Raw genomic sequence first — 23,383 nt, 5'->3', positions numbered from 1 at the left:
TGTTCTCAAACACTGCGGAGTACCCGCCCGGCTTCACCTATTTAGAGGGCTTGCGCGGTTTGGCGGGTTGTTCCCTTCTGCCAGGTCGTGGTCGCCGAAGCCCATCGGTGCAAGGAGTAACGGGCACACAACTGAATAGTCAGGCGGCGGCTTGTTGATGGGATCGACTTTCGTCGCCGCCTGATCCCCAGATTTGTTCCAGAGAAAGCGAAAGACCCCGCTGTAGACGGGGCCTTTACAACACAGGAAGTTGAGTTTCCCATGTCAGACACAGACATTAGCATCTTCCGCCGTGACGGGCTAGATATTCGTGTCGTGATGGTCGATGGCGATCCGTGGTGGGTTGCGTCTGATGTTGCTAAGGCTCTTGGGATTGTCAATGGCCGCAACGCTACGGCTCGTCTTGATCAGGATGGTGTCCGTCTGGCGGACATCACCGATTCGTTGAGGCGGCGGCAGTCGGTCACGGTCATTGACGAGTCGGCTTTGTATGAGCTGATTCTGCGGAGCGATAAGCCTGAGGCGAAGAGCTTCCGTCGGTGGGTTACTCGAGAGGTGTTGCCTCAGATCCGTCAGACGGGGTCGTATGCGCTGCCGGCGCGACAGTTCGAGGTTCCTGCTGATTATCTGTCGGCGTTAAAGGCGTTGGTCGCGCGTGAGGAATCGAACCTTGTGCTTGAGGCGAAGGTGCAGCAGGACGCTCCGAAGGTGGAGGCGTTCGATCGGTTCTTGGATTCGTCGTCGTTGATCAAGATCGAGGTCGCTGCACGTCAGGTGGGCATCGGTCGCCAGACAGCGTTCGAAACGTTGCGCCGGATGGGGATCATTCAGCGCTTTTCACGTGCGCCGATGCGGCAGTATGCGCATCGGTTCAAGGAGGTGCCGTCGACGCATGAGAACTCGGCGGGTGTTTTGGTGACTGATTTCACGACGAAGGTTCGTCCTGAACATTTTGAGTGGCTTGTTGATCGTCTGGAAGCGGCGTTGGAGAGGGAAGTCTCATGAAGGTCTATTTGTATCGCGCTGTTGCTTGGCAGGAGGTGACGTCACTGTCGGGTGATCCGTTGGTGTGCCCGGGTGAGTCTTTGGGGCGTGCGTCGGGGTATCTGTCGCGGTCGGCTGCAGTTGATGCCGGTCGCCATTCGGGCGTTGCATTTGAGATTGTGCGTTCGTTGCCGGTGCAGTTTCCGGCGGCGGGTGCTGCACCGGTGGATGAGCTCGCGGTGTTGCGGGATCGGGTGGCTCGGTTGGAACATGCGATTTGGCCGGATCGGTGGGTGGTGAGCTCGTGAGCCCGATGGAGATTGCTGCGCCTGGTGTTGTTGTGTTCGCGCTGATCATCGGTGTGCCGTCGATCTTGGCGTGGGTGCTTTCCCGCCGCGAGTCGGTTCGTCGTGCTCGTGCTGAACGCGAGGCGCGCTCGTGAGTCGCCGTATGTATACGTGTGAGCATGGCGAGTTTGTGCCAGCTCCGAAGGGTTACTACCGTCTCGCGCCGGTTCTTCTGGTGGGCACCATCCTGCTCGCGCTGAACGTGATCGTCTCGGCTGGGTTCGCACTCCTAAGTACGGGGGTGACCTGGTGACTGATCTGATGTCTCAGGACACGACGTCGTTCCCTGCTCGCTTGGTGCATTACTCAGCGCAGCGCTTTCAGTTAGATCGCTCGATCGAGTACCCGCAGCCTGTGCCGGACACCTACGAGAAGCCGAATGGGTTTTGGGTGAGCGCGGCCGGTGATGACGACTGGTATTCCTGGTGTCTACGCGAGAACTTCTATGTTGACAGTCTCGAGATTTCGCAGACCGTGACTCTGACGTCGTCGGCGAATGTGCTTTTCATCAACGATGCTGTCGAGCTCGCTGAGTTTCATGCTCGGTTCGCAGTCGAGGCGCCTGTTCTTTTCGAGTCCCGTTTGAGCTTGCGGAACCGTTCGTTTGAAGCGATCGATTGGCGGCGGGTAGCTGAACTGTTCGCGGGCATTGTGATCGCTCCTTATCAGGCAGCGGCAAGGTTCAATCTTTCTTGGTATTCCGGGTGGGATTGTGCGTCGGGTTGCATTTGGGATCTGAGTGTCATCGAGTCGTTGTCTGAGGTCTTGACGGCGGCGGAGCTGGCGACGGTTTCTCGTTTCGGTATTTATGACATGGATGTTGAGGCGGATCGTTTCGACCGTCGCGGTGGTGTCTGGTGAGGCGCCCGGTGGTTGTTGTTCCTGTTCTGGTCGTTCTGGCGCTGCTGGCGGCGGTTGTTGTGTGGCGGCTTGCGCATGTGATCGTTCCGGTCTTTGGGGCGGTGGCGTCGTGACGCGCGCGGAGCTGACGAAAGTTGTCGAGTCTTTGCAGCGTGTGGGTGGCGTCTATGACTTGATCGCTGCGTGCGTTGAGCGTGATGGTGCTGAGCGGGTGAGCGACTGATGGCTACTCGGGAGTGTTCCGGAGCCGATTGTTCAAAGAAGATCACCGCGCGCGGTCTGTGCCGGCAGCATTACCTTGCTGCGTGGCGTGCTGGTGGTGAGTTGCCACCGTCGAGCCGTGAGGCGAAACAGCAGAAGTTGTGTCCGCCCGAGCATCCCCACGACGCTGACACATGCTGGCTCGAGCACGGGTGCAGATGTGCACCTTGTGTTCATGCCCGCCACATGGAACGCCAACGACGTCGCAATCGTCTCCGAGCTTACGGCCGCGAGAATCAAATACTTGGGGATCGCGCGGACGCGACCGTAGTCCGTGATCGTTTGATTGAACTGCGAGACGCCGGCTTCGGTCTGGAACGTGTAGCCGATGCGTCCGACGTCCCTCGCGGTTCTGTCATGGACATCATGTATGGGCGCCGTGGCGCAGCGAAGCAACACGAGCCGGCGACGCGTGGTGCACGCACAACCAAAGCCGAATTCGCCGAACGCATCTTGGCATTAGATCCCGAAGACATCGAGCCGGCACTGCTGCCGAGCACGGGAACAGTCCGCCGCGTGCAGGCACTAATAGCAATGGGCCACACCCAAACAGAACTCGCGCACCGCTTCAACATGCACCCCGGCAACTTCCACAAACTCGTCTTCGGCAAAAACCCTCGAGTATCCGCAAACACCGCGGCGCTCGCGGTGACCGCGTTTTCTGAGTTGTGGGCGGTGCGTCCGGAGGGTGCGTGGGCAGATAACGCTCGTGCGCTGGCAGCGAAGTATCGGTGGCTGTCGCCGTTGGCGTGGGACGACATCGACACGGACCATGAGCCGCGCTATGTGGGCCGCTCCGACGAGATTGACGACGTCGCTGTTGAGCTCGCTATTTCGGGTGAGCGCATTCGGCTCTCACATGGGGAGAGGCAGGCGGCGATACGTCGTCTTCACTCGTTGCACTGGTCCGATTCTCGGATCGCGGGGCAGCTACATCTCGCTGACCGCACGGTGTGGCGCAACCGCCAGGAACTTGAACTTGCCGCTGTTGCAGGCGCGGATAACGAACTGATTGTGGCCTAGGCCATCCGAGACAAGGAGTAAGCAATGACTGTAGGTACGAGTATCGAGATGGTCGACCCGAAGACGCTGTTGGTGAGCGCGAACGTTCGTAAGGATGTTTTGTTGCTGCCGTCGTTTCTGGATTCCATCAAGGAGCACGGGGTTCTAGTTCCGATCGTTGTCGATCGCACTGCGGCGGGCCTCGAGGTGGTTGATGGGCAGCGTCGCACTCTTGCTGCGGTCGAGGTGGAGCTTGCGGATGTGCCGGTGTGGGTGACTGCGCCGCTTGAGAATGATCAGGAGCGCATCATTGAGCAGCTCGTGGTGAATATGCACCGCGAGGATGTGTCGGAGAAGGACACTCGGGATGCGATTACGGATCTCGCGTTGTTCGATATGAAGGTTCCGGCGATCGCAAAGAAGTTGGGCGTCGATAGCGAGTTCGTTCAGCAGTCCGTTGTGGTGGGCAAGTCGGCGGCCGCGAAGGAACTGTTGGCATCGGAGAAGGTCAGATTCGATATGGCTCTGACGGTTGCTGAGTTCGAGGATAAGCCTGAGCAGCAGAAGTCGTTGCTTGAGCTGATCGCGAATGGTCGCCAGTGGGATGTTCGTGCTCGCGCGCAGGAGTTCCACGATGCTGCTGAGGCGGCACCGTTGGTCACTGCTCTTGAAGAGAACGGACTGACCGTAATCCAGGAACCGGATTACAACCAGTCGGATCCTCAGAGTGTGTCTTTCCTATACACGGACGAGAAGCTAACGAAGAAGGTGTCCGACTTGCTGCACGAGGAGCTCGTGACGCTCGCGGGTGATGGTCTTTGTGCGTTCGTGTCGTTCACGTGGGAGGGCCAGAACCGGGTGCCCAAGATCGGGTACGCGATCAAGGGATGGGAAGCTTTGGGGTTGTTCTCTCGCTATTCCGGTGGTGTGTCGAGGGCGACGACGCCGGCAGAGGTGGAGGCAGAGAAGGTTGCTCGTCGTGTTGCACGCGAGACCACGAAGTCGTGGGTTGCAGCTTCTGCGTTGCGGATGGAGTTCTTGCAGGATCTGGTGAAGCGGAAGGCGCTGCCGAAGGGCTGGGAGCCGTTGGTGATTGCGCGTTTGTTGGATAGCAACGTGGGTGGTGCGGGTCCGTGGCGGATGACGTTGGCGATTCTGGGTTTGAAGGAACCGGCGGATTCGTATTCGCAGCGCAGCACTGTCGAGAAGCACTTAGCGAAGGCGCCGACTAGAGCCCTGCACATTGGCCTAGCTGCGTACCTCGGCAATGTTGAGGGCGGGTATGAGTTTGACCGTAAGGGCTGGGATCAGGCGTCGACGAAGCCGTATTTGTTGCAGCTTGAGAAGTGGGGTTACGTCCTCTCGGATGTTGAGCGCACTGCTGCCGGCTACACCATCGAGACTGTTGAGGGTGCAGCGTGACTGTTACGGCGTTGACCCGGGCGACGGTCTATAACCGCGACGGGAACATGTGTGTTCTGACGCAGGTCGATCACCGTTTCGACAAGTGTTCGGGCCCTCTCACGCTGCAGCACACGGTGGGCCGTGGCATGGGTGGCTCTCACTTGTTCGATACTCCTGATCTGTTGGTGTCGATGTGCAATGGCCATAACACGTTGGCGACGTCGGATGCAGGTTTTGCCCGTTTCTGCACGGGCCGGGGGTTGGTGCGTTCGAGGAACTCTTCTCGCGATCCGCGCCTTGTTCCTGTGGAGTACGCGGACGGGTGGTTTCGTCTCGAAGGCGATCAGCGTGTGCCCGTTGATGAGCTGACGGCGCTCGAGTTCATGTATTTGATTGGTGCTCTGTCGAACGAGTTGGAGGTGCGGTCATGATTTCGGATTCTGCGATGTTGTATGCGATCCATTGGCCGGAGACGGGGGTGTTGAAGGTGGGGCGGGCTCATTCGATGCGCCGTGTGTGGTCGTTGACGGCGATGGGCGGCCGGGTTGTATCGCTGTTGCGCGATACTCCGTCGTCGTGGGAGCAGGGCGCCCTGGCTGAGATGGATGCCACGTTTGAGCGTGCTTTTCAGTCGTGGGGTGATGCGTTGCATCATTTGCCGCGGGGTTCGGGTTTCACGGAATGTTTCCGTGTCACGACCGAGCAGCTCCATTTTGCTGTGAGGACTATTTGTAGAGGGATAAAGCGTTATGGCTATCAGTCGGATCCGGTCGGTGCGACCGAAGTTCTTTCAGGAGGAGGACTTCCTTCTGTTGCCGTTGCCGGTTCGAATGACGTTTCTGGGGTTGATGATGTTCGCGGACGACTTCGGGAACGAGTCGTGCAACGCAGCCCTGTTGAAGTCGGCGCTGTGGCCGTTGGAGGAGGCGGTGTCGTCGGAGTCGATCGAGGATCACTTGGTGCTTTTGGCCGACGCGGAGTATCTGCGGCTGTACACGGTGGGTTCTCGAACGTATTACGCGATCGCGGATTGGTTGGGGTGGCAGCGTGTGGACAAGCCGACGGAGTCGAAGGTCCCGAAACCTCCTCGCGACCCGCTCGCGAATGGCTCGCGAATGGCTCGCGACCCGCTCGCGGTAGAGGGGAGAGGAGAGAGCGAGGGTGTGGGCGAGTACGAGAGAGTGCGCGCCGAGCGCGACGAGAGTGGCGAGGGGAGCACCTCGCGACCCGCTCCGGAGGATATGTCTCCGTTCTGTCCGAAACATCCAGACGGTACTGCGAAACCGTGCCGCGCGTGCGGTACTGCACGCCTCCGGTACAGCAATTACATGCGGGGGATGATCGAGCAGGACGATTTAGCGGACGAGCTCGACCCGGCCGATATGCAGTAGCCGGCCTCGTTGGTGAGGTGCTCTGATGGGCGCCAAGTGGAGGATCAAGTCGGAACTGCTCATTGTCAACGGCCATAAGCACTTCTTGTGGGTTGCGAAAAGGTATCCGAAGAGTCCTGCGATCTGTTATTACCGCGATGAGGCTCTGATGTTCTTCGATAATCAGCCGTCGGCTCTTGCTTACGTTCTCGAGCAGATCGATGCCGGCGTGCTCGCGGAGGCCACAGCATGAGCTCCCTACTGGCCAAGAGTTATGACCCGAGCTTTGTGGAGTCGTCGTCTGATCGTGATTTCGAAGATTTCCTCCGTGATGTTCCTTTGTCGGTGACGTGGAGGGAACGTGACCGTGCGGTTCCGGTTCAGGTTCACGCTGCAGTCCAGTATCAGCGGGTGTCTGACGCCCTGGTTGAGGCGATGCGTGTGGGATCTCCAGTGTTGCTGACTTTGGCTCTTGAGGGGGCTGTGTGATGACTGTTGCTGAGTGGTTGGTTGCGCAGCAACGGGCCCACAATTTGGCCACTTTCCGGTTCCCTTTCATCGCACCGTTGCCGGTGAAGAAGAAGCGTGGCCCAAATTTCAAGTTCACCGATGAACAGGTGAATCTCGCGATCAATGTTCGAAACAAGCAGATGGAAGAAGGCGCTCGCAGTGGACGTTCATGAGCATGATTTTTGGCGGAAGCCTGGGGGCACGTTGGAGTGTTCTTGTGGTCATTCGAAGCGGCCGTTAGCGAAAGCGGTGGTCGAGATTCCTCAGGCGTGGGTGTTTGAGGACACGGCGTTGTTCGTAGTCGCGCCAATCTTCAGGCTCGTTCATTTCCTGATTGAAGACGGGAACGCGGCGCTCGCGGCGGCTGGGTTGGATGTGCGTCTTGAGCCTGATGTGGTGCGTTCGTCTGCTGCGTCGACGGTGTGGGTTGATCCTGCGTTTGTCGCTGGTGACCACTGGCCGCATTGGGCTGTGGCGGATGTTGCGGTTGATGGTTGGGTTCGGTTGTTGCGTATCGGGCTTGAGGGCCTTGAGCCGCCAGTTGCCGAGTACGCAGTTCGAGATGTCCAGGGGAATCTTCTGGCCGAGAACGATGAGGAGCGGTGCACGGTCTGCATCGGGCCGGTGGGTGACGATAGTCGGCGGTGTGAGCGTTTGGCGTTGCCTTTGCACAACACTCACCTTGTTGGGGATCTGTATTACCTTCCGACGAATGCTGCGCAGCTCGGCGCGGTCATTGGAGGTGAGCTCGCATGACTAGCGGTGCAGTTGAGCAGTGGTTGATCACGGCTCCGCAGACGGTGTTCGAGGCGTTGGAGGCGGTTGCGCAGGAGCGTGCTCGTCAGGATGCGCGGTGGGGTGAGCAGAATCATCCGGACGGGACGGGTCCGGAGACGATGCCGCTGTTCGCGTCGACGGCGACCGGGATTGCTGACGACGATGAGGCTCACTTCATTCGGGATGTGATGTGTGGTCGTACTGATTGGCGTTTCAAGACGTTGGCGGATCGTCCTGGTACTTGGGCTGACGTTTTGCTTGAGGAGGTTTTCGAAGCGATGGCTGAGGATGATCCGGCGAAGTTGGTTGGGGAGTTGACTCAGGTTGCTGCTGTTGCGGTGGCGTGGATTGAGGCGATTGAGCGTAGGTTGCGTGAGTCGGGGCCGAGCGCATGAGTCGGTTAGAGAGTGCGGAGCTCACGAAGCAGATCGTGGGGGTGTGCCGGGATGCGGTGGAGCATTTTGGGCGTGCGGTGTATGCGGAGCAGCGGGTGTACATCTTGCATTCGCAGCGGTGTGTGGACACCCAGCCTGATCTGCGTAAGTGTCCGTTCTCGGTGGCTCTTGATCTGGGTATTGATGAGGATGCGTGGTGTCTTCACGAGGATGTGCCGGTGCTGCTTTCGATCTGTCCTGACAACGATGATCTGTTGCCGAACCCATTGCCAGAATCGCAAGCCTCAGTGGAGGCCGTCCGTGGTTAGCCGAAGGAACGCGGTTTACATCTGTGGTGGCGACGACCGCCCCGGCCCACGTGAGTCGTGCCCAAACGCTCTTCATGACTGGCCGTTACCTGCTGGCTATGGAGATGCAACGACAGCGGCAAGCTCGCGTCTCAGTCGTGGGTGGGTGAATAAGCGTTGTCCCGATTGTCATTTGTACGGTTGGGTTCCGGGTCGATTCAAGGGTGAAGTACCTACCCGCATGGGACCGCATGATTCACAGGCTGCTGATGCGCGGTTCCTGGCGATCGCAGCAATGAACCCGATTGATGCTGACTTGCTGGATAGGGCAAGGCGTCACAACGGCGGGTATCTCCCGCTTGGCCATTTGTTCATTGGCGTCGCTGGGCATCCTGACGACGACGAATGCACGTATAGGGCAGACGGCACGGACGAGACCTATTGCGGTGAGCCAGAAGCCAACCACGACCCGCACGATTCAAACACTGACGGCCTGGATGACTGCCCTGCTTGTGATGCGCCGCTCGCTTCCTGTAGCCGGTCGAATGTGTGCTGTGCCGATTGCACTCACGCAGCGAATTGGCCGCCCCGTAAATTGCACGAGTCAGGGGCTGAATCATGATTTTCATTCTCACTCACAAGCACGAATGGGCATTGACCGCTTCTTTGTGGCATGGCGAGCGGGTGTCACAGTGTCTGCGGTGTGGTGACTGCGCTTACGGCGTTGATTACTCCGCGCCGGAATCGCACGGTTCTGGGTCAGGTGAGCTCGATGGGTAAGGCGCAAGCAATCAATCGTGCTTGGGAGAAGTGGCCCGACGTCGATGTCGAGCTAGTCGCTGGCCTCGTGGCTCATGGATGGGATGCGGCGCTCGCGGAGGTGTCTGATGCCTGAGTTGTTGAAGCGTTTGACGCCGGTGGCTCGTAAACCTCATCTGTGTAATTGCTGCGGGTCGGTGGCGGTTCGTCCTGGTGAGCAATATGACCGTTCGACGTATCTCAATGACGGTGTGGTTTATGACTGGGTGCAGTGTGCGCCGTGTAAGGCGCTGGCCCCGTTGGTCTGGCATTGGGTGTTGGAGTTGGAGGCTGGCATTGGCCGCGATACCTACTTCGAATGGGCCACCGAGATGTCCAACGACGTCGTACACGGCGAAGCAGCTCGCGCCTGGCTACTCCGTGCCGGCATCACCCTCGCAGATCCACTAACAAGCAACACCACAAAACCCGCGGCGCTCGCGGAATCAACTACTCAGAAGGATGTTTGAGCTATGAGCAAAACAATCAGGATCATGCCGTTCACGCCGGAGCAACTCAAAGAGACGGTGTACATGCACCTTCGGCCGCAGAGTAATTCGTACAATGGCGGGCTCCTAGGAATGAACGTCGTGAAGATGGCGAAGTCAGTCGACGCTCAGGTTGCACCAGGTGACTACATCGTGAAGCTTGAGGTAGTGGTGCCGGCAGCATTCTTTATCGATTCGATGCCGTCGGCGCGTATTGAGCTGGAGCCGGGGAAAGTCGTCCCGCTTATGTTCGATCAGGTTGAGGAAGAGGCGGCAGTCTGATGGCCGGCGAGACAGTCATTACGGTCGTGGGTAACCTCACGGCAGATCCAGAACTGCGGTACACGCAGGGTGGACTTGCGGTGGCTAATTTCACGATCGCGTCGACGCCGAGGAACTTTGATCGTGCGTCGAATGAGTGGAAGGACGGCCAGGCGTTGTTTTTGCGTGCGTCGTGTTGGCGTGAGTTCGCTGAGCATGTTGCCTCGTCGCTGGCTAAGGGCACGCGTGTTGTTGCGCAGGGTCGTCTTCGTCAGCGGTCGTTCGAAACCAAGGAGGGCGAGAAGCGCACGAGCTTGGAGTTCGAGGTGGATGAGATCGGTCCGAGCTTGCGGTATGCGACTGCTCAGCTGACTCGTGCGCCTAGGGATGGTTCGCGGACGCAGCAGCAGTCTGAGCCTCAGTCGGCACCGTCGACGAGTGGGCAGGAGCCGTGGGCGCCGCCTGCTGGTGATTATTCAGACGAGACCCCTTTCTAGCCATGGCGATCTTCAATGGCACCGGTCGGGTGCATGGGAATGGCAGAAGGCCTGATGTCTCTGTTGGGCAGTGCAAGCGAAGTTGTTGTTGGACTCAGTTTGGGCATTCGACTGTGCGTGACCAGATTCCGGTGTGGCATCGCGACGCGTGCCGGTGCAATTCCCCAGAAACGAAAGAGGTTGCTTGATGTGTGATGTATCTATAACCGAACTGATCGCGGCGCTGAAAGTTCAGTTGCGCGGCGAGGGTCAGCCCGGACACCCCGGCGAACATATCAGCGTGAACGAAGCGCAAGAGATCGTTGATGAAGTATTCGCAGATGCTTTGGAGCGTGTGACCGTACCGACCGAGAACGAACTGATCGTGGAAGCGCGGAAAGCCAAGTACGCGATCACCGAAGTATGCGATCGCCGCGTAGCAAACCACGTAGGGCGAATCATTGAGGAACTATGCCGGGCGCTCGAAAATGCGCGGACAACGTTGGATTATGACCGCGATTACATCAAGGGCATCGAAGCCAAGGTTCAGGTTTCGTCTGCATGGCCACCTTTGGTCTCGACCCATGATGCCCGTGCAGACGGAGCGGAGCGCTTGATGAACGCAATCATCGACTCAGGCTACAAGGACCCTCGCGAGCGGCTTGCTGCCATTGCTGTGCGCGTACTTGAATCTGAGGTCGCATATGACGAAGAGGACAAATACCGCTTTGCAGATGCGGTTCTTGCGGCGGGTTTCCGTCTCCCTGCCCCGGTAGAGCCGACTGCTGAGGCTATCGAGTCGCTGGCTTTCGTAATCGAGGAGGCGTGGGGAAACCCGAATTGGGGCGGCAGAATGTTGCGTCCCATCGACCGCACTATCGCCAAAGCAGTGCTCAAACATCTCGCCCCCGTACCGCACGAGACAGGAGAGAGCGCATGAGTGAGACGTACCGCACTACAACCAACTCAGTCCGGGCGCTCAAGAACGCCATGGCTTTCAATAGCCGCGACTGGGCCGTAACCAAGGTGGACGCATGGCTGTACGGGATCGTTCTCGGATGGGACAAAGACTCAATTGATGAAGTCGCCAAACGCCACGGGTGGGATGAGTTTGACGTGTCGATCCTGTGGAAATTGCACGAGCATTTTCAGTCCATGTCAGAGACGGAATCAGAAGAATATCCGCGCATAAAGGCGAGAAGGGAAAGCTGATGGGTGTCAATGATGCTGCGGAGATGCTTGCGGTGGCCATTGAGGAGTGCATCCGTTTGGAGCGGGAGGTTGCGGCGTTGTATGCGCAGGCTTCTCGTGAGTTGGCTCGGTCGACTACTGCTGATGGTGAGTTGCGGGGTATTCATCAGATGGAGTTGTTCGGTGATTGTGTGGAGTGCGGGCAGCGGTTTCCGTGTCGGACGGTTCAGGTTTTGAATGTGGTGCAGGGGCGAGGTCGTTTGGGTGGGCCGGCGTCCGCGGCGGAAGGTGCGAGTCATGAGTGACAGCCAGTGGGGGAGGCCGGGTGCTTCGGCGTTCGATGGGTTGCAGGAGTCTGCGGATCCGGCGACTGATCCGCACATGTTCATGGCGGCGAACAACATTGGTGAGTCTGATTTCCGGTCGGCGTTGACGGAGTATCGGAGTTTAGACACTGGTTATGTGGGCTCTCCGTGGGCGATGGATGAGATTGGTGTTTTGGCTGCTGATTTCATCAATTGGTATCGGTGGGAGCGGTTATGAGCGGCACGATTACTCCGCCTCCGCCGCCTGCTCATCGTTGCTCGGGTCGTCCTTTGGCTGATGGCTTTCCTGCGGGCACGGTGTGGACGTGTGATGACTGTGGGAGGAAGTTTGTTGTTGTTCAGGGTGCTCAGTACAACGAGGCATATTCGGCGTGGCGTGTGCTGACTGAAGCAAACTCGAACGGGGTGGATCGATGAGAGCGGTGCTGGTGGAGCGCAAGTCACACCATGCGGATCGTTTTCTCGCGAGACGCGTTCGTGTCTTCGTCGCGCCATGTGACGTTCGCACGTGGTGCGGGGCCTCCGAAGCCCATGATCGCGCTAAAGATGACGTACTCGTTCACGTCCAGGCGTGCACTGAAGCTATCGCTGGTGACGTGCATTCTCTCGAGTGGTTCCATGACTACATCGAGCGCTGCGATTGTTCCAACGTTGACGAGTCGCCAGAGATCACCGCGATGCCGAACGACTTGCCATTTCACATGTCGTGGTGGGATCTTCGCTTCCTCGATGGCGTTCGCTCGTTCTTGAGCTTCGGCTTGTCGGATGAAAGCAGCGTTGGCTTGTTTAGTGAGAGTTTCGGCTGCGTCGCGCGCGTCTCGCGATTCGTCGCGCGCGGTCTCTGCGGCGATTTGCGAGGCTCGGGCAGATTTCGCTTGAACGATAGCGGCAACAGCCGCTACGCCTGCGATAACAACGCCACCAAACGTGACAATCAGTGCAGCGATTTCCATGGTGGGCACTCTATCGATAATCGGCAGCTCGCTGCAGTGCGTGTAGCTCGCCGTCAAGGACTGGGTAACGAGATGATCGGAATGGGCGAATGAATCCTGGGTTGAATGAGTTCTTGGCGGCGGTTGGTGCAATCCGCGCTGCGGACATCGAAGGAGGAGTCCACGATGCTGACTAGCGAAGAGCGTGCCGGCATCCGTGCCCGTATCGACAACTGCCGCACCTACAACTTCGGGATGCGTGATGCTGACCGTCTGGCACACGAGGACGCAGACACCCTCTTGGCGGCGCTCGCCGCTGTGGAGGCTCAACTCGCAGCTATCGAGAAGGTACTCCAAACGCCCGTATTCCTCCGCACACGACACAACGGGTACACCGTCGAGGACTACTCCCGACCACTGGTCGAAGCAAACAAAATACGAGACGCACTCACACCAACAAACGAAACAACAAAGGACACGGCGCTCGCGGCAGCCAACGCTGCTAAGAAGGGAACTGAACGATGAGCGTAGACACCACGGAGTTGACTCCTCGCATGAAGCAGCTGCGGGCGCGTAAGCACCTCGAGCAAGCACCTACCCTCATCGGGCACATACTCACCCTTGTTATGCCGGCAGGGGGAAGCGGAGGAGACAAGGTATCGGGCACACGGGATCCTCAGATGCCGTTGAACGCTCAGGCGCTAGAGGATGCGAACGACCTCTACGCTCAGCTCGTGAACTTCGCGGTGAGTCATGCGCGTGCCCTGGGGCTGAACCCACCGGGCAGTACTCTCGGTTGGTCGCGTCGAGATCAGGACTGTGACGGGTTACCGTCGTGGGCTACGGCAGGGGACGCGGCGGCGCTCACGAATGATGTTACTCAGTGGCTGATTGCTGGTGGAGACCGGATCGCGAAGCTCAAGGCTGCGGGAAACTATTTCGATGACGTCCGCGACCTCATTACGCCGCTGTATGGTCGCTATCCACAGGCAGAGAGGGTTCCTGCATTCGCGTCGCGGGAGTGTTTGGTGTGTGGCCGACGCACTGTGATCGTGAACTTTGCTGACGATAGTGATTCAGTGTCTGTGGCCTGCGCGTTCTGCGGGTGGGCTGTGCCCGATGCTGGCATCGAACGCTATATCGAGGAAGCAAAGTAGGGGTTTCGTTGCCGAGCGGACAAGAAGGCGCACCTGCAAGGCAGAAGGTGCCGTTTCGGGACTTGGAGGATAAGACCGATATTTGGTGGTCAATCGACATCGCTGCAGATCATCTAGAGGTGAGTCGAGCAACGATTCTTCGTTACGTTCGTGCTGGGCTGAAGTTGTGGCCGGGAAAGCTATTGCGGCGGGATCAGGTGCTTGCGGTGTATCGACAGCGCTCAGTCAACTCGCGCGCGACACGCTACAAGAAAACTTCCGCATGATCTCAGGCATGTAATCGAAAATGCTACGCTAGCGCTACGCGACAAGTGACACCCTGAGGAATCAGGGTGTCTGTCATTTAACGCATCGTCACCTGCTGGCTATCGGCAGTGACCAGATCGAGCATCATCGATCTCACTATCTTCCCGCTCGCGTCGAGCCTCAACTGAACACCTGTTCCTGCACAACACGAGCCGACCACTTGGCGTTCGTCGTGTGGATGCCAAGGTGACACCTCTAGGTGATTGTCAAACGCGGCGACGAGCGGGAACCCTTGAATTTCGCCGTCAGCATTCGCGGGAGGCATCATGGCGGACTACATCGGACCCAACGGCGAGATCTACTCCACCAACTCAATCCGTGCCCGTATGAGCAGAGCTGCGCAAGAAGCGGCAGACCGCATCATTGCTCAGAATCAGGAGGATCCAGAGCAGGGTTGATCTTGCTGGATGACGACTAGCTAAAGCAGCCCACGCTTCTTCAATCGCTTCTTAGCCCGCATACGTTTTACTGCATCCACAACAACGAACGGCGCAGCAGTCGGGTTGAGAGCACCCACCTCAGCCAGCATGGACGGGCCAGAAACACGCTCAGCATCTTTCAGGTCACGCTGTGCTGCATGGGCTTGCAGTTTTTGGGCAAGGTCAGCAGACAATGCTGCACGTTGCGCACGGATCGTCGCCGTATTTTCGGCGTTCTTCTCTTTGCGCAATATTTCGCTCAGACGGTACTTTTCCTTTCGGATAGCCTCACGTCGTTGAAACTCTGCTTTCCGCTCATCTCGTGATTTCATACCGCCACACTAACCACTTTTCGTTGGCGGCCCCTGGCGGATAAATGTCGGGGAGTAGGCACTCACGTTCTTGGAGGATCCGATGGCTGGCGAACGAAAAACCACGCGAGCATTCGTGAAGGGTCGCGACAGCTTCCGAGATCGCTGTGCGGCAGAGAACGCGTGCTGCTGGTTGTGTGGCATGCGCCACATTGACTATGAGGCACCTCATGACGACTATAAGAACGACGACAGGTTCCAGCTAGACCACGTCTATCCTGTGTCCACGCATCCTGAGATGCAACATGATGCGACTAACTGGCGTGCGAGCGCAGCCGGGTGCAACAGGGAACGCGGCAACGGAGATCCTCACCCACCTTTAGGGCTTCTCAGCCGTCAATGGTCCTGACCGATAGAGTGACGCGCTAGCGAAGCAGGGTCACTGGAAGTTCAGTCTGATTGTCCACACCGTTGACGTGGCTGAAGGCATTGATAGCACCGATCTGTTCTAGGCCAAGCCCAGCGTCGCGGTATGTGACCACAATCGATGATCCCGCAATCGCGACGGCGTCGGCGGTGTAGTTGGCTTGGGTAACACTGGCGTTGTCCCAGACGTGTGCGGTGGTCTCAGTGTGGAACCGAACGCCGAATCGTTTGCCGCCGTTGCCATCGGGCCCGTAGTAGTAGACCTCATACCCGAAGTACTCGAAAGCTCCCGGTACCGGGTCGCCTAGACCCCACGTGATGATGACGCTGTCGGCTAGTTCTTCGACGAGAACGGATGTGACGATTCGGGGCAGCGGGTCGTTGGTCATGACCAACAACTTAGAGCAAGTAGGGTGACCACCGCACCAACTACGCTCAAGCTTGTCGCTTGGTGCTCGACAGCTTTCAATGCCATTTACTCGTGTAAACGCCGTGTGGCGCAACCTCGCCCTCTATATACCGCGTCTACTTCTACGCCTCGGTCGAGCAGCTGAAAAATCCAGCATCGGCCGAGCCACGGGACACCTCCCTCACTGGCTGTTCCTCTCCCCCCGCGTTTTTTTGTCATTTTCCCCACGCTTTCTGGTTTGACCGGCGCTCATTTATTTTGGGGGACAGCGGTATTCGATTTCGCGGGCTGAGACTGCCTGCCGTGAATTTCCGGGGGACATTGGATAGAAGCTCGCCGCCGTGAGCGACTTTGAGTGCTGTATCGCGGAGGTGATTTCGTTGGCTGGTCGCAAACACCTAATGGCGGTGAACCGTGCGATTCGTGCGGCGAACTTAGACGAGTCGGGCATTGATGCGCCTCTGGCTGAGCTGTTGCGTGACTTAGCTCGGCAGATGGATCGTGCGAGGGATGATGGGCCGCCGACGAGATTGTTGGCCGCGTATCTGTCGGCAACGAAGGATTTACGGCGGGCGACGTCACCCCGCAGTTCACGAGCTCGTTCAGTAGCCGAGGCCGCGGGGCCGGACGGTGACTCTGATTCGCCTCCCCCTTTGAAACTTGTGGAGGAGTCACCACTTGACCAGGTCAGGAAGAACAAAATCCGCGCTACCGGATAAATCGATCTACGAAGAGACTGTGTACGCCAGCGCGAAAAGGTACGGCAAGCATGTCGGCGCCACAGAGCCGCGCCTGTTCACTAAACCGTTGCGTGAGCTGACACCTGAGACATCGCATGGCTTCTCGGTGATCTCATTCGCGTTGACTGTCCTCGGGGTTGTTCTATATCCCTGGCAGCGCGCATTACTGATTCGTGCGCTCGAGCTCAATGAGGATGGAACTTACCGGTTCCGGAAAATCTTTGTGATCGTGGGTCGTCAAAACGGGAAGACAACGTTGCTGACGGTGTTGGCGCTCTGGTGGTTGTTCGTCGATGCGGATAGCTTCCCTGAGCATCTTCCGGCGAATGAGTTCTTGATCTTGGGCACTGCCCAAAACTTGGACATCGCTGAGGAAGCATGGGATGCGGCACTAAGACGCTGTGATCCAACTGCTGAAGAAGATGATCAGGAGTTCGTCGTCGATTGGCTTGCCAACGAGACGCGTAAGCCGGTGAAGACAAACGGGAAGAAATCTCTCCGTTTGCGCAACAACGCGAAGTATGAGCCGCGTGCGGCATCGCGAATGGGCGGTCGAGGTAAGTCAGCAGCGCGCGTGATCATGGACGAGATGCGTGAGCAGCAGACATGGGACGTGTGGGGCTCGGTTTCGAAGACCAAGAATGCAATCTTCAACTCTCAGCTCTGGGGTATTTCTTCGGCCGGTGATGTGAAGTCGATTGTGCTGCAGACCCTTCGCAACGGTGCGATTCGCACTATCCGTGAATTCGATGCCTATGTCGAGACTGGTATTCAGACGATCGAGGAGTTCGCCAATAGCCACGATCTAGCGACGGCCCTTTTCGAGTGGTCCGCGCCAGAGAAGTGCAAACTGCTCGACCTCGATGCAATCCTGCAGGCGAATCCTTCCGTCGGCTACAAGCCGATGTTCTTTGACTCGATCTGGTCGGACCTGTTGGGTGATGAGCCAGAACACACGAAGCGCACGGAGATCCTCTGCGACTGGGTCACGTCTCGAGAAGAACCTTTCTTGGATGGTGAGGCGTGGGCAGCGTGCGCCGATGCTCCTGTGCTCGACGATGCGGGAAACGTGATCGAGGTGGGTTCGCAGATAACTGATGGCGCACGTTCTGTGCTGGGTATTGCTGTGTCGGGAAACCGCTCGATGTCATTCATTGGTGTCGCCGGGGAACGCGAAGATGGTCTTGGCCATGTTGAACTGATCGCGCAACGTGCCGGCGATCGTTGGGTGGAAGCACACATGGTGCAGATCCGCGAAGTTACCGGCATCAACGAAGTTGCGATTCAGGCTTCTGGTTGTCCCGCTGCCGATTTGGTGGATCCGTTGAAGAAGCTCGGATTTGTGGTGCACGAGATCCGACAGACAAGTCTTTTGAACTCTGCGGGTCGTTTTAAGACTCGTGTCGAGGATCGTCACCTTCGCCACCGTTCGCAGCCGGCACTGAATATGCCGGCCGAGAACGGCACGACGAAAGACATCGCGAACATGCCGGTCTGGGACTTGTTCAAGTCGCCGGTGGACAACGCTCCGATAAATGCGGTGACGAATGCGCTGTATGCGCTTGAACAGTTGCCGCCGGAGGAGAAGAAGCCAGTACCGTCGCCGCCTCCAACGGCAGAGACGATCACACGCGACGATGTCGCCCAAGATGAAGTGAATTTTGCGGGGGTTGCCTTTTAGGCACTCCTGCTCAATTTCAATGAGGAGGCCGCTTTGCCCGAGATCGGATACCAGGCGGATGCCGGACTCATCGGTTGGGGGAGTCTTGTTTCAGAAACGCACGAGACGAACCCTGATCTGCAGTGGCCTAACTCGATCGATGTTTTTGACCGGATGCGGCGCGAGGATCCTCAGGTCAAGTCGGTGCTGCGTGCGGTGACTTTACCGATCATGCGCACCAGCTGGGTGATCGATGGTTCCGGATGCAAGCCCGAAGTGGTGGCTCTTGTTGCTGGCGATCTTGGTTTGCCGGTCAAGGGCGAACCGTTTGTGGCACCGCTGCGCACGAAGGGTCGTTTCTCGTGGGAGGAGCACCTGCGTTTGTCGTTGTTGGAGCTGGTTTATGGGCACTCGTTCTTTGAGCAGGTCTATGACCAGAGTGCCGGCCGCGCCCACATTGCGAAGTTGGCGTGGCGGCCGCCGCGCACGATCTCCGATGTGGACGTCGCAAAAGATGGTGGTCTGGAAGCGATCAAGCAGCACGGGTATTCCGGTAGCAGTGTCGAGGTCAAGATTCCTGTCGATCGTCTCGTTGCGTATGTGAACGAACGTGAAGGTGCGAACTGGCTAGGTGAGTCACTGTTGCGCTCGGCATACAAGATGTGGTTGCTGAAGGATCGCGTTTTGCGCATCCAGGCACTCGCTGCTGAGCGCAACGGTCTCGGTATCCCGGTCTACACCGGTGCAGATCTTCCCGAGAATGCGTCGGCAGAGGAACGTGATGCGTGGCTGAAGTCGGAGAAGGATTCCGGTTTGAAACTCACGAAGAACTTCCGTGCGGGTGAGGCTGCGGGTGCGTCACTGCCGCCGGGGTCGAAGCTCGAGCTGATGGGTGTGTCAGGCAAGCTGCCGGACACGGACAAACCGATTCGGTATTACGACGAGCAGATTGCGCGTGCGGTGCTGGCGCACTTCCTGAACCTCGGTACTGAGACTGGGTCGTGGGCTCTGGGGTCGACGTTTGCGAACTTCTTCACGGATTCGCTGAATGCTGTCGCGCAGCACATTGCGGATATCACTCAGCAGCACGTGATTGAGGATCTTGTCGATCTGAACTGGGGCTCAACGGAGCCCGCGCCGCGTCTGGTGGCGTCAGCGATTGGTGAAGATCAACCGGCTACGGCTGAGGCCATCAAGGCTCTCATCGACTGCGGTGCACTGACCGTCGATCCTGCTCTGGAAGCGTTCCTGCGTGCGAAGTATGGCATGCCCGTGAAAACAGCCACTACGAGCGACTCTGACGCGAGCCGCAATAAATCAACTGTGCCCAAGGAGGCTGCATGACACTCCTAGGAGCAGAATTCGGCAGGCTAAGAGTCGTCGAGGTGGCACCTCCACAAGGCACCCGCCGTCGTTTGATGTGGGGATGCGTGTGCGCATGTGGGCGCCGCGTCGTTGTCCGACAAGACCATCTGCGGTCTGGAGCAAGTGAGAGCTGCGGATGCCTGCAAGTTGAGCGCATCAAAATGTCCAACACCACACATGGCCACGCACGTGCATCGACTGTTGGCCAGACGCCAACCTATCGCACATGGGCAGACATGTTGAAGCGCACGACCAATCCGAACGCGAGCCGATGGGTCGACTACGGCGGGCGCGGCATCAGCGTCTGTGAGCGGTGGCGCAGGTTCGAGAACTTCCTAGCAGACATGGGCGAGCGGCCCGAAGGCAAGACGATCGACCGTATTGACAATGACGGAAATTACGAGCCCGGTAACTGCCGTTGGGCCACGCCGTCCCAACAGGCATTAAACCGCCGACCCAGGAGGACTGCATGACCGATAAAACGAAGCTACCGAACCGCTATTGGGGCAAGCTCACCCCGCCTGCCGCGAAGGCCGAGTTCTTCAACGCTGTGACCGCACCTGCACCTGCTGGTGCCGGCACCGTTGCAACGATCCGAATGTACGGCCCGATAGATTCGTACGGCGGCTACTGGGGTATCTCAACGAAGGACGTCGGCCAGGTCCTTGATGCTCTCCCCGAAGAGGTGACCCAGATCATCCTGCGCATCAACTCTCCTGGCGGCGAGGTATTCGAGGGTGTCTCCATCCTCAATATGCTGCGCGCTCACAAGGCGAGTGTGACGGCCGTTGTGGACGGTCTAGCGGCTTCAGCTGCTTCTGTCATCGCTGCAGGGTGTGATGACGTCGTCATGTCGCCCGGTACCCAGATGATGATCCACTCACCGTCAGCGATCGTCTGGGGTGACGCTGCCGACATGCGAAAGACAGCAGATGTCCTCGACAATGTCGAAGCTTCGCTGATCGAGATCTACTCGTCGAAGGCCGGTGAGAAGGACTGGTCGGCACTTCTTGCCGCTGAAACGTGGCTCACCGCTGCGGCTGCTGTGGAGATGGGTCTCGCTGACCGTGTCGCAGTAATTCCCGACGCGGGCGAATCGGAGACGGTCGGCGTTGACGGCATCGACGACCCGCTCGATGACGGCGATGAAATCGAGGACTGGACTGCGCGACTCCCGGGCGCCCAGACCTCTGTGCGGGTCGCTGCCCGTACCCCTAATCTCCCGAGCTCGTCCGAGCCGGGTAACCCCAACCGAAAGGAGAACGCTGTGGCTTACAGCGATCTACAGGCTGGAATCCGCGAACGGCTCGGCATGACCGACGCCAATGCTTCCGACGAGACGCTGTTCGCAGCCCTCGACGAAGCACTCGAGGAACAGGCCGAACCCGCGACCCCGGTCGCAGCAATCCCAGAGGGTGCCGTTGTCATGGACGCCGACACTCTCGCTGATCTGCGCGCACAAGCCGCACTCGGCGCTCAAGCACGCGAACAGCAGCAGAGCGACCGACGCGACACCATCATCGCAACGGCGCTCGCGGAAGGGCGCGTCGCGGCGAGTTCGAAGGACAGCTGGCGTGCGCAGCTCGACAAAGACGAGGAAGGCATCGCTACGTTGCTGGGTTCGTTCCCGAAGAACACGGTGCCTGTGGCTGAGGTCGGTCATTCCGACACGGTGAACAGCGCCGAAGATGCCCTTTACGCGAACGCGTGGGGCTCGACTGAGAAGGAGGCCTGATATGGCTGACTACCTGCCCAAGTTCAAGCCGGGCCAGGCGGTGACGTTCAAGGCTTCTGCTGATGTGATTGGCGGTCGTCTGGTCGTTGTCACTGGCAGTCGCACTGTCGGTCCTGCCGGTGCGGATGCCAACGCTGTTGGTGTTGCTGGGTTCGACGCGGTGACGGCTGAGGACGTTACGGTCTTCACTCGTGCTGGTGGAGTGCACCCGCTGACGGCTTCAGGTGCGATCGCTGCTGGTGCGGAGGTCATTTCGGCTGTTGCTGGAAAGGTCGCGACTATCGGAGCCGGCACAAACCCCATCGGCACAGCACTTACCGCTGCGGCCGCCGACAACGACGTCATCGACGTCCTGTTCAACTGAGAGGAGTGACGAGACTATGGGTTCGTACACTTACCCGGTGAAGCACCCCGAGGGGACACTCACCAACGATCAACTGCACGCTCTGCTCGGCAATCCTCGTGTGATTGCCAAGCGTCTGCACAACCTCACACAGATGAAGTTCATTGCGGACTTCTTGCTGCAGGGGCGTTTCGATGCTTCTGGCGGTGGCGTGTTCTACGAGTCCGGCGAGGAAGGGTTTGCCTCGAGCGATCCTGAGTCTGTCGCACCTCTGGGCGAATACCCGAAGGTGGTCCTCGAGTCGGGCGAGATTGTCTCGGCGAGGGTCGTGAAGTGGGGTCTTGACACGGTCATCTCGGATGAGAAGATCAAGCGCCAGGGAATCACTTTCGTCAACAAGGGGCTCGTTCGCCTCAGCAACACGATCGTGCGTCACGTTGACTCGGTCGCGATGGCTGTCATCGCATCGAAGGTGACGAGCACGTTCGCGTCGCCATCGACGTGGACCACGGCTGGTAAGGCTGTTGAGGCTGTGATGTCGATTCAAGCTGCCCGTGCGGAGCTTGGTCTCGGTATCGACTTGTCGACGATCGTTCTGAAGCCGACGCAGTACGCCAAGCTCATTGGTCTTCTGATTGATGACAAGGCGCTTCCGCGTGAGTCTGGTGATACTGCGGTGCAGGGAAACCTTCCGGTGGATGCTCTAGGCCTCACGTGGGCGACCACACCGCATTACTCGGGCACCAACCCGCTGTTGGTGGACCGTGAGCAGCTTGGCGGCATGGCCGACGAGCCTCTGGGGGGTCCGGGTTATGTGGGCGCCGGCAATGTTGGTATTGAGGCGAAGTCGATTCGCAACGATGATGACGACAGCTACACGTTGCGCGGTCGCCGCGTGACGGTGCCTGTTGTCACCGAGCCGAATGCTGGTGTGACGATCACGGGCACGAGTCTCTGATGGCTGGCGCGCAGAACGGTCCTCAGGCTGGTCAGAAGCCAGCTGAGCAGGCGACAGCTGACGAGAAGGCTGCAGCTGAGCTGAAGGCTGCGGAGGAGAAAGCCGAAGCCGAGAAAGCCGAAGCCGAGAAAGCTGAAGCCGAGAAAGCTGCTGCTGAGAAGGCTGCAGCAGACGAGAAGGCTGCAGCTGAGCTGAAGGCTGCGGAGGAGAAAGCCGAAGCCGAGAAAGCCGAAGCCGAGAAAGCCGAAGCCGAGAAAGCTGCTGCTGAGAAGGCTGCAGCAGAGAAGCCTGAGACCAAGCCCAAGGGCTACCTGGTCACAGGTGCTGCGGTGATTCTCCGCACTGAAGACGGCGGGGAGCGGTACCTGTACCGCGGTGCCCCGGTTGATTCGGGCGCATTCGCCAAAGAAAGCATCAAGCATGCCCTCTCGATCGGTTTGATCGAGAAGGCAAAGTAACGAGATAGGGGGCGGTGGAGTGATTACACCTGAAGACATTCCTGATGTTGTGGAGGATGTGGCGCGACGGATCATTGTTGCGGCACGCTCCATCGCCCCCTGCATCGACTCATTCCTTGACGAGAGTGAGGAGAAGAAGAACGCGATCGCGATTCTGCGTGGTGTGGCCGCTGAGGTGCCTGCGCCAGGGTCGCGTCGTGTCCGCGCACAACGTATCGGGCCCGCTTCGGTGGATTACTGGGATGCGGGAACGTGGCTGCCGGAGGATCAACGTCTTCTGCGATCGCTGTGTTCGGCAGCATCTACTGCGGGTAACCCGGTGGGAAGCTTCCCGCAGGAGCGCCCTCTGGCCCGGTTGTGGCCGGAGAAGTACGAATAGTTTTCCCTTCACGGTCCTCCGTGTACAGATTTTGCGCAGTTGGCGCT

Annotated in this window: 36 protein-coding genes; 32 read left to right on the top strand and 4 right to left on the bottom strand. The window is 58.6% G+C overall.

Annotated features, from left to right (window positions below):
* Positions 1-261: 261 nt before the first annotated feature.
* The 22 genes from AC1ENN_RS09390 to AC1ENN_RS09285 all read left to right on the top strand — a co-directional run bounded on the left by AC1ENN_RS09390 (position 262) and on the right by AC1ENN_RS09285 (position 11,955).
* Entirely contained in the window at positions 262-1,005 is a 744-nt protein-coding gene (locus tag AC1ENN_RS09390; RefSeq protein ID WP_480405929.1) for a BRO family protein, read from the top strand.
* Positions 1,002-1,292: a hypothetical protein gene (locus AC1ENN_RS09385; RefSeq protein WP_480405928.1), complete on the top strand. Its 291-nt coding sequence runs from the start codon at positions 1,002-1,004 to the stop codon at positions 1,290-1,292. Before AC1ENN_RS09390 ends, AC1ENN_RS09385 begins: the two co-directional genes overlap by 4 nt.
* Positions 1,289-1,426 carry a hypothetical protein gene (locus AC1ENN_RS09380; protein ID WP_480405927.1) on the top strand — a complete coding sequence of 46 codons (138 nt, stop codon included), beginning with the start codon at positions 1,289-1,291 and terminating at the stop codon, positions 1,424-1,426. Before AC1ENN_RS09385 ends, AC1ENN_RS09380 begins: the two co-directional genes overlap by 4 nt.
* Entirely contained in the window at positions 1,423-1,584 is a 162-nt protein-coding gene (locus AC1ENN_RS09375) for a hypothetical protein (protein WP_480405926.1), read from the top strand. Before AC1ENN_RS09380 ends, AC1ENN_RS09375 begins: the two co-directional genes overlap by 4 nt.
* Entirely contained in the window at positions 1,581-2,192 is a 612-nt protein-coding gene (locus AC1ENN_RS09370) for a hypothetical protein (RefSeq protein ID WP_480405925.1), read from the top strand. The genes AC1ENN_RS09375 and AC1ENN_RS09370 overlap by 4 nt, the downstream gene beginning before the upstream one ends.
* A 543-nt stretch (positions 2,193-2,735) precedes the next feature.
* The gene (locus AC1ENN_RS09365; RefSeq protein WP_480391021.1) at positions 2,736-3,476 is read left to right on the top strand and encodes a hypothetical protein; all 741 of its coding nucleotides are present in this window, start codon (positions 2,736-2,738) and stop codon (positions 3,474-3,476) included.
* Positions 3,477-3,500: 24 nt separating this feature from the next.
* Positions 3,501-4,877 carry a ParB/RepB/Spo0J family partition protein gene (locus tag AC1ENN_RS09360; RefSeq protein WP_480405924.1) on the top strand — a complete coding sequence of 459 codons (1,377 nt, stop codon included), beginning with the start codon at positions 3,501-3,503 and terminating at the stop codon, positions 4,875-4,877.
* Positions 4,874-5,290, top strand: coding sequence for a hypothetical protein (locus AC1ENN_RS09355; protein ID WP_480391019.1), 417 nt, complete (start codon positions 4,874-4,876; stop codon positions 5,288-5,290). Before AC1ENN_RS09360 ends, AC1ENN_RS09355 begins: the two co-directional genes overlap by 4 nt.
* Before the next feature lie 318 nt (positions 5,291-5,608).
* Complete coding sequence (locus AC1ENN_RS09350) at positions 5,609-6,250, top strand: hypothetical protein (RefSeq protein ID WP_480391018.1); 642 nt, start codon at positions 5,609-5,611, stop codon at positions 6,248-6,250.
* 25 nt (positions 6,251-6,275) lie between these two features.
* Positions 6,276-6,482 (top strand): hypothetical protein, encoded by a 207-nt coding sequence (locus AC1ENN_RS09345; protein WP_480391017.1) that lies wholly within the window; start codon positions 6,276-6,278, stop codon positions 6,480-6,482.
* On the top strand, positions 6,479-6,718 hold the full coding sequence (locus AC1ENN_RS09340) for a hypothetical protein (RefSeq protein ID WP_480391016.1): 240 nt from the start codon (positions 6,479-6,481) through the stop codon (positions 6,716-6,718). Before AC1ENN_RS09345 ends, AC1ENN_RS09340 begins: the two co-directional genes overlap by 4 nt.
* A complete protein-coding gene (locus tag AC1ENN_RS09335) occupies positions 6,718-6,912 on the top strand; it encodes a hypothetical protein (RefSeq protein ID WP_480405923.1) in 195 nt (64 codons plus the stop codon). The genes AC1ENN_RS09340 and AC1ENN_RS09335 overlap by 1 nt, the downstream gene beginning before the upstream one ends.
* Before the next feature lie 76 nt (positions 6,913-6,988).
* Positions 6,989-7,495, top strand: coding sequence for a hypothetical protein (locus AC1ENN_RS09330; RefSeq protein ID WP_480405922.1), 507 nt, complete (start codon positions 6,989-6,991; stop codon positions 7,493-7,495).
* Positions 7,492-7,911 carry a hypothetical protein gene (locus AC1ENN_RS09325; RefSeq protein WP_480405921.1) on the top strand — a complete coding sequence of 140 codons (420 nt, stop codon included), beginning with the start codon at positions 7,492-7,494 and terminating at the stop codon, positions 7,909-7,911. The genes AC1ENN_RS09330 and AC1ENN_RS09325 overlap by 4 nt, the downstream gene beginning before the upstream one ends.
* Positions 7,908-8,219, top strand: coding sequence for a hypothetical protein (locus tag AC1ENN_RS09320; RefSeq protein ID WP_480405920.1), 312 nt, complete (start codon positions 7,908-7,910; stop codon positions 8,217-8,219). The genes AC1ENN_RS09325 and AC1ENN_RS09320 overlap by 4 nt, the downstream gene beginning before the upstream one ends.
* A gap of 682 nt (positions 8,220-8,901) precedes the next feature.
* Complete coding sequence (locus AC1ENN_RS09315; protein WP_480405919.1) at positions 8,902-9,093, top strand: hypothetical protein; 192 nt, start codon at positions 8,902-8,904, stop codon at positions 9,091-9,093.
* Positions 9,086-9,466, top strand: a complete 381-nt coding sequence (locus AC1ENN_RS09310; RefSeq protein ID WP_480405918.1) for a hypothetical protein — start codon at positions 9,086-9,088, stop codon at positions 9,464-9,466. Before AC1ENN_RS09315 ends, AC1ENN_RS09310 begins: the two co-directional genes overlap by 8 nt.
* A gap of 3 nt (positions 9,467-9,469) precedes the next feature.
* A complete protein-coding gene (locus tag AC1ENN_RS09305; protein ID WP_480405917.1) occupies positions 9,470-9,766 on the top strand; it encodes a hypothetical protein in 297 nt (98 codons plus the stop codon).
* The gene (locus tag AC1ENN_RS09300) at positions 9,766-10,242 is read left to right on the top strand and encodes a single-stranded DNA-binding protein (protein WP_480405916.1); all 477 of its coding nucleotides are present in this window, start codon (positions 9,766-9,768) and stop codon (positions 10,240-10,242) included. Before AC1ENN_RS09305 ends, AC1ENN_RS09300 begins: the two co-directional genes overlap by 1 nt.
* 187 nt (positions 10,243-10,429) lie before the next feature.
* Positions 10,430-11,161 carry a hypothetical protein gene (locus tag AC1ENN_RS09295; RefSeq protein WP_480405915.1) on the top strand — a complete coding sequence of 244 codons (732 nt, stop codon included), beginning with the start codon at positions 10,430-10,432 and terminating at the stop codon, positions 11,159-11,161.
* Complete coding sequence (locus tag AC1ENN_RS09290; protein WP_480405914.1) at positions 11,158-11,433, top strand: hypothetical protein; 276 nt, start codon at positions 11,158-11,160, stop codon at positions 11,431-11,433. The genes AC1ENN_RS09295 and AC1ENN_RS09290 overlap by 4 nt, the downstream gene beginning before the upstream one ends.
* Positions 11,434-11,709: 276 nt before the next feature.
* On the top strand, positions 11,710-11,955 hold the full coding sequence (locus AC1ENN_RS09285) for a hypothetical protein (RefSeq protein ID WP_480391005.1): 246 nt from the start codon (positions 11,710-11,712) through the stop codon (positions 11,953-11,955).
* A gap of 223 nt (positions 11,956-12,178) precedes the next feature.
* Here the strand turns inward: AC1ENN_RS09285 and AC1ENN_RS09280 are convergent, their stop codons facing one another.
* On the bottom strand, positions 12,179-12,691 hold the full coding sequence (locus AC1ENN_RS09280) for a hypothetical protein (protein ID WP_480391004.1): 513 nt from the start codon (positions 12,689-12,691) through the stop codon (positions 12,179-12,181).
* A gap of 165 nt (positions 12,692-12,856) precedes the next feature.
* On the opposite strand from AC1ENN_RS09280, the gene AC1ENN_RS09275 reads away from it, so the two are divergent.
* A complete protein-coding gene (locus tag AC1ENN_RS09275; protein ID WP_480405913.1) occupies positions 12,857-13,195 on the top strand; it encodes a hypothetical protein in 339 nt (112 codons plus the stop codon).
* Entirely contained in the window at positions 13,192-13,827 is a 636-nt protein-coding gene (locus AC1ENN_RS09270) for a hypothetical protein (RefSeq protein ID WP_480391002.1), read from the top strand. Before AC1ENN_RS09275 ends, AC1ENN_RS09270 begins: the two co-directional genes overlap by 4 nt.
* 343 nt (positions 13,828-14,170) lie before the next feature.
* Here the strand turns inward: AC1ENN_RS09270 and AC1ENN_RS09265 are convergent, their stop codons facing one another.
* Positions 14,171-14,398 (bottom strand): hypothetical protein, encoded by a 228-nt coding sequence (locus tag AC1ENN_RS09265; RefSeq protein WP_480405912.1) that lies wholly within the window; start codon positions 14,396-14,398, stop codon positions 14,171-14,173.
* A gap of 1 nt (position 14,399) precedes the next feature.
* Between AC1ENN_RS09265 and AC1ENN_RS09260 the strand changes: the two genes are divergently transcribed.
* Complete coding sequence (locus tag AC1ENN_RS09260) at positions 14,400-14,531, top strand: hypothetical protein (RefSeq protein WP_480391000.1); 132 nt, start codon at positions 14,400-14,402, stop codon at positions 14,529-14,531.
* Between the two features lie 20 nt (positions 14,532-14,551).
* Here the strand turns inward: AC1ENN_RS09260 and AC1ENN_RS09255 are convergent, their stop codons facing one another.
* A complete protein-coding gene (locus tag AC1ENN_RS09255; RefSeq protein ID WP_480390999.1) occupies positions 14,552-14,884 on the bottom strand; it encodes a hypothetical protein in 333 nt (110 codons plus the stop codon).
* A 404-nt stretch (positions 14,885-15,288) separates the two neighbouring features.
* On the bottom strand, positions 15,289-15,678 hold the full coding sequence (locus AC1ENN_RS09250; protein WP_480390998.1) for a hypothetical protein: 390 nt from the start codon (positions 15,676-15,678) through the stop codon (positions 15,289-15,291).
* 758 nt (positions 15,679-16,436) lie between these two features.
* On the opposite strand from AC1ENN_RS09250, the gene AC1ENN_RS09245 reads away from it, so the two are divergent.
* The 7 genes from AC1ENN_RS09245 (at position 16,437) to AC1ENN_RS09215 (ending at position 23,336) form a co-directional block, all read left to right on the top strand.
* Entirely contained in the window at positions 16,437-18,119 is a 1,683-nt protein-coding gene (locus AC1ENN_RS09245) for a hypothetical protein (protein ID WP_480390997.1), read from the top strand.
* A gap of 33 nt (positions 18,120-18,152) precedes the next feature.
* Positions 18,153-19,442 (top strand): phage portal protein family protein, encoded by a 1,290-nt coding sequence (locus AC1ENN_RS09240; RefSeq protein WP_480390996.1) that lies wholly within the window; start codon positions 18,153-18,155, stop codon positions 19,440-19,442.
* 490 nt (positions 19,443-19,932) lie between these two features.
* Positions 19,933-21,198: a head maturation protease, ClpP-related gene (locus AC1ENN_RS09235; RefSeq protein WP_480390995.1), complete on the top strand. Its 1,266-nt coding sequence runs from the start codon at positions 19,933-19,935 to the stop codon at positions 21,196-21,198.
* A 1-nt stretch (position 21,199) separates the two neighbouring features.
* Complete coding sequence (locus AC1ENN_RS09230; RefSeq protein WP_480390994.1) at positions 21,200-21,562, top strand: DUF2190 family protein; 363 nt, start codon at positions 21,200-21,202, stop codon at positions 21,560-21,562.
* 37 nt (positions 21,563-21,599) lie between these two features.
* Positions 21,600-22,499: a phage major capsid protein gene (locus AC1ENN_RS09225; protein WP_480390993.1), complete on the top strand. Its 900-nt coding sequence runs from the start codon at positions 21,600-21,602 to the stop codon at positions 22,497-22,499.
* The gene (locus AC1ENN_RS09220; protein WP_480405911.1) at positions 22,499-22,957 is read left to right on the top strand and encodes a hypothetical protein; all 459 of its coding nucleotides are present in this window, start codon (positions 22,499-22,501) and stop codon (positions 22,955-22,957) included. The genes AC1ENN_RS09225 and AC1ENN_RS09220 overlap by 1 nt, the downstream gene beginning before the upstream one ends.
* 19 nt (positions 22,958-22,976) lie before the next feature.
* Positions 22,977-23,336 carry a hypothetical protein gene (locus AC1ENN_RS09215; RefSeq protein ID WP_480390991.1) on the top strand — a complete coding sequence of 120 codons (360 nt, stop codon included), beginning with the start codon at positions 22,977-22,979 and terminating at the stop codon, positions 23,334-23,336.
* Positions 23,337-23,383 lie beyond the last annotated feature (47 nt).

It is taken from the genome of Rhodoglobus sp. G.S.23, assembly GCF_056675935.1.
The sequence above is the reverse complement of the archived record's forward strand: the minus strand, read 5'-3'. Positions and strand labels throughout refer to the sequence as shown.

Bases quoted from the DNA above. Each gene is read 5' to 3' on its own strand.
- AC1ENN_RS09310 (WP_480405918.1), top strand. From the start codon at position 9,086: ATGCCTGAGTTGTTGAAGCGTTTGACGCCGGTGGCTCGTAAACCTCAT.
- AC1ENN_RS09295 (WP_480405915.1), top strand. From the start codon at position 10,430: ATGTGTGATGTATCTATAACCGAACTGATCGCGGCGCTGAAAGTTCAG.
- AC1ENN_RS09340 (WP_480391016.1), top strand. From the start codon at position 6,479: ATGAGCTCCCTACTGGCCAAGAGTTATGACCCGAGCTTTGTGGAGTCG.
- AC1ENN_RS09270 (WP_480391002.1), top strand. From the start codon at position 13,192: ATGAGCGTAGACACCACGGAGTTGACTCCTCGCATGAAGCAGCTGCGG.
- AC1ENN_RS09335 (WP_480405923.1), top strand. From the start codon at position 6,718: ATGACTGTTGCTGAGTGGTTGGTTGCGCAGCAACGGGCCCACAATTTG.
- AC1ENN_RS09255 (WP_480390999.1), bottom strand. From the start codon at position 14,884: ATGAAATCACGAGATGAGCGGAAAGCAGAGTTTCAACGACGTGAGGCT.
- AC1ENN_RS09300 (WP_480405916.1), top strand. From the start codon at position 9,766: ATGGCCGGCGAGACAGTCATTACGGTCGTGGGTAACCTCACGGCAGAT.
- AC1ENN_RS09325 (WP_480405921.1), top strand. From the start codon at position 7,492: ATGACTAGCGGTGCAGTTGAGCAGTGGTTGATCACGGCTCCGCAGACG.
- AC1ENN_RS09345 (WP_480391017.1), top strand. From the start codon at position 6,276: ATGGGCGCCAAGTGGAGGATCAAGTCGGAACTGCTCATTGTCAACGGC.
- AC1ENN_RS09275 (WP_480405913.1), top strand. From the start codon at position 12,857: ATGCTGACTAGCGAAGAGCGTGCCGGCATCCGTGCCCGTATCGACAAC.
- AC1ENN_RS09235 (WP_480390995.1), top strand. From the start codon at position 19,933: ATGACCGATAAAACGAAGCTACCGAACCGCTATTGGGGCAAGCTCACC.
- AC1ENN_RS09285 (WP_480391005.1), top strand. From the start codon at position 11,710: ATGAGTGACAGCCAGTGGGGGAGGCCGGGTGCTTCGGCGTTCGATGGG.
- AC1ENN_RS09360 (WP_480405924.1), top strand. From the start codon at position 3,501: ATGACTGTAGGTACGAGTATCGAGATGGTCGACCCGAAGACGCTGTTG.
- AC1ENN_RS09260 (WP_480391000.1), top strand. From the start codon at position 14,400: ATGGCGGACTACATCGGACCCAACGGCGAGATCTACTCCACCAACTCA.
- AC1ENN_RS09390 (WP_480405929.1), top strand. From the start codon at position 262: ATGTCAGACACAGACATTAGCATCTTCCGCCGTGACGGGCTAGATATT.
- AC1ENN_RS09220 (WP_480405911.1), top strand. From the start codon at position 22,499: ATGGCTGGCGCGCAGAACGGTCCTCAGGCTGGTCAGAAGCCAGCTGAG.
- AC1ENN_RS09350 (WP_480391018.1), top strand. From the start codon at position 5,609: ATGGCTATCAGTCGGATCCGGTCGGTGCGACCGAAGTTCTTTCAGGAG.
- AC1ENN_RS09250 (WP_480390998.1), bottom strand. From the start codon at position 15,678: ATGACCAACGACCCGCTGCCCCGAATCGTCACATCCGTTCTCGTCGAA.
- AC1ENN_RS09320 (WP_480405920.1), top strand. From the start codon at position 7,908: ATGAGTCGGTTAGAGAGTGCGGAGCTCACGAAGCAGATCGTGGGGGTG.
- AC1ENN_RS09280 (WP_480391004.1), bottom strand. From the start codon at position 12,691: ATGGAAATCGCTGCACTGATTGTCACGTTTGGTGGCGTTGTTATCGCA.
- AC1ENN_RS09290 (WP_480405914.1), top strand. From the start codon at position 11,158: ATGAGTGAGACGTACCGCACTACAACCAACTCAGTCCGGGCGCTCAAG.
- AC1ENN_RS09305 (WP_480405917.1), top strand. From the start codon at position 9,470: ATGAGCAAAACAATCAGGATCATGCCGTTCACGCCGGAGCAACTCAAA.
- AC1ENN_RS09385 (WP_480405928.1), top strand. From the start codon at position 1,002: ATGAAGGTCTATTTGTATCGCGCTGTTGCTTGGCAGGAGGTGACGTCA.
- AC1ENN_RS09230 (WP_480390994.1), top strand. From the start codon at position 21,200: ATGGCTGACTACCTGCCCAAGTTCAAGCCGGGCCAGGCGGTGACGTTC.
- AC1ENN_RS09265 (WP_480405912.1), bottom strand. From the start codon at position 14,398: ATGCCTCCCGCGAATGCTGACGGCGAAATTCAAGGGTTCCCGCTCGTC.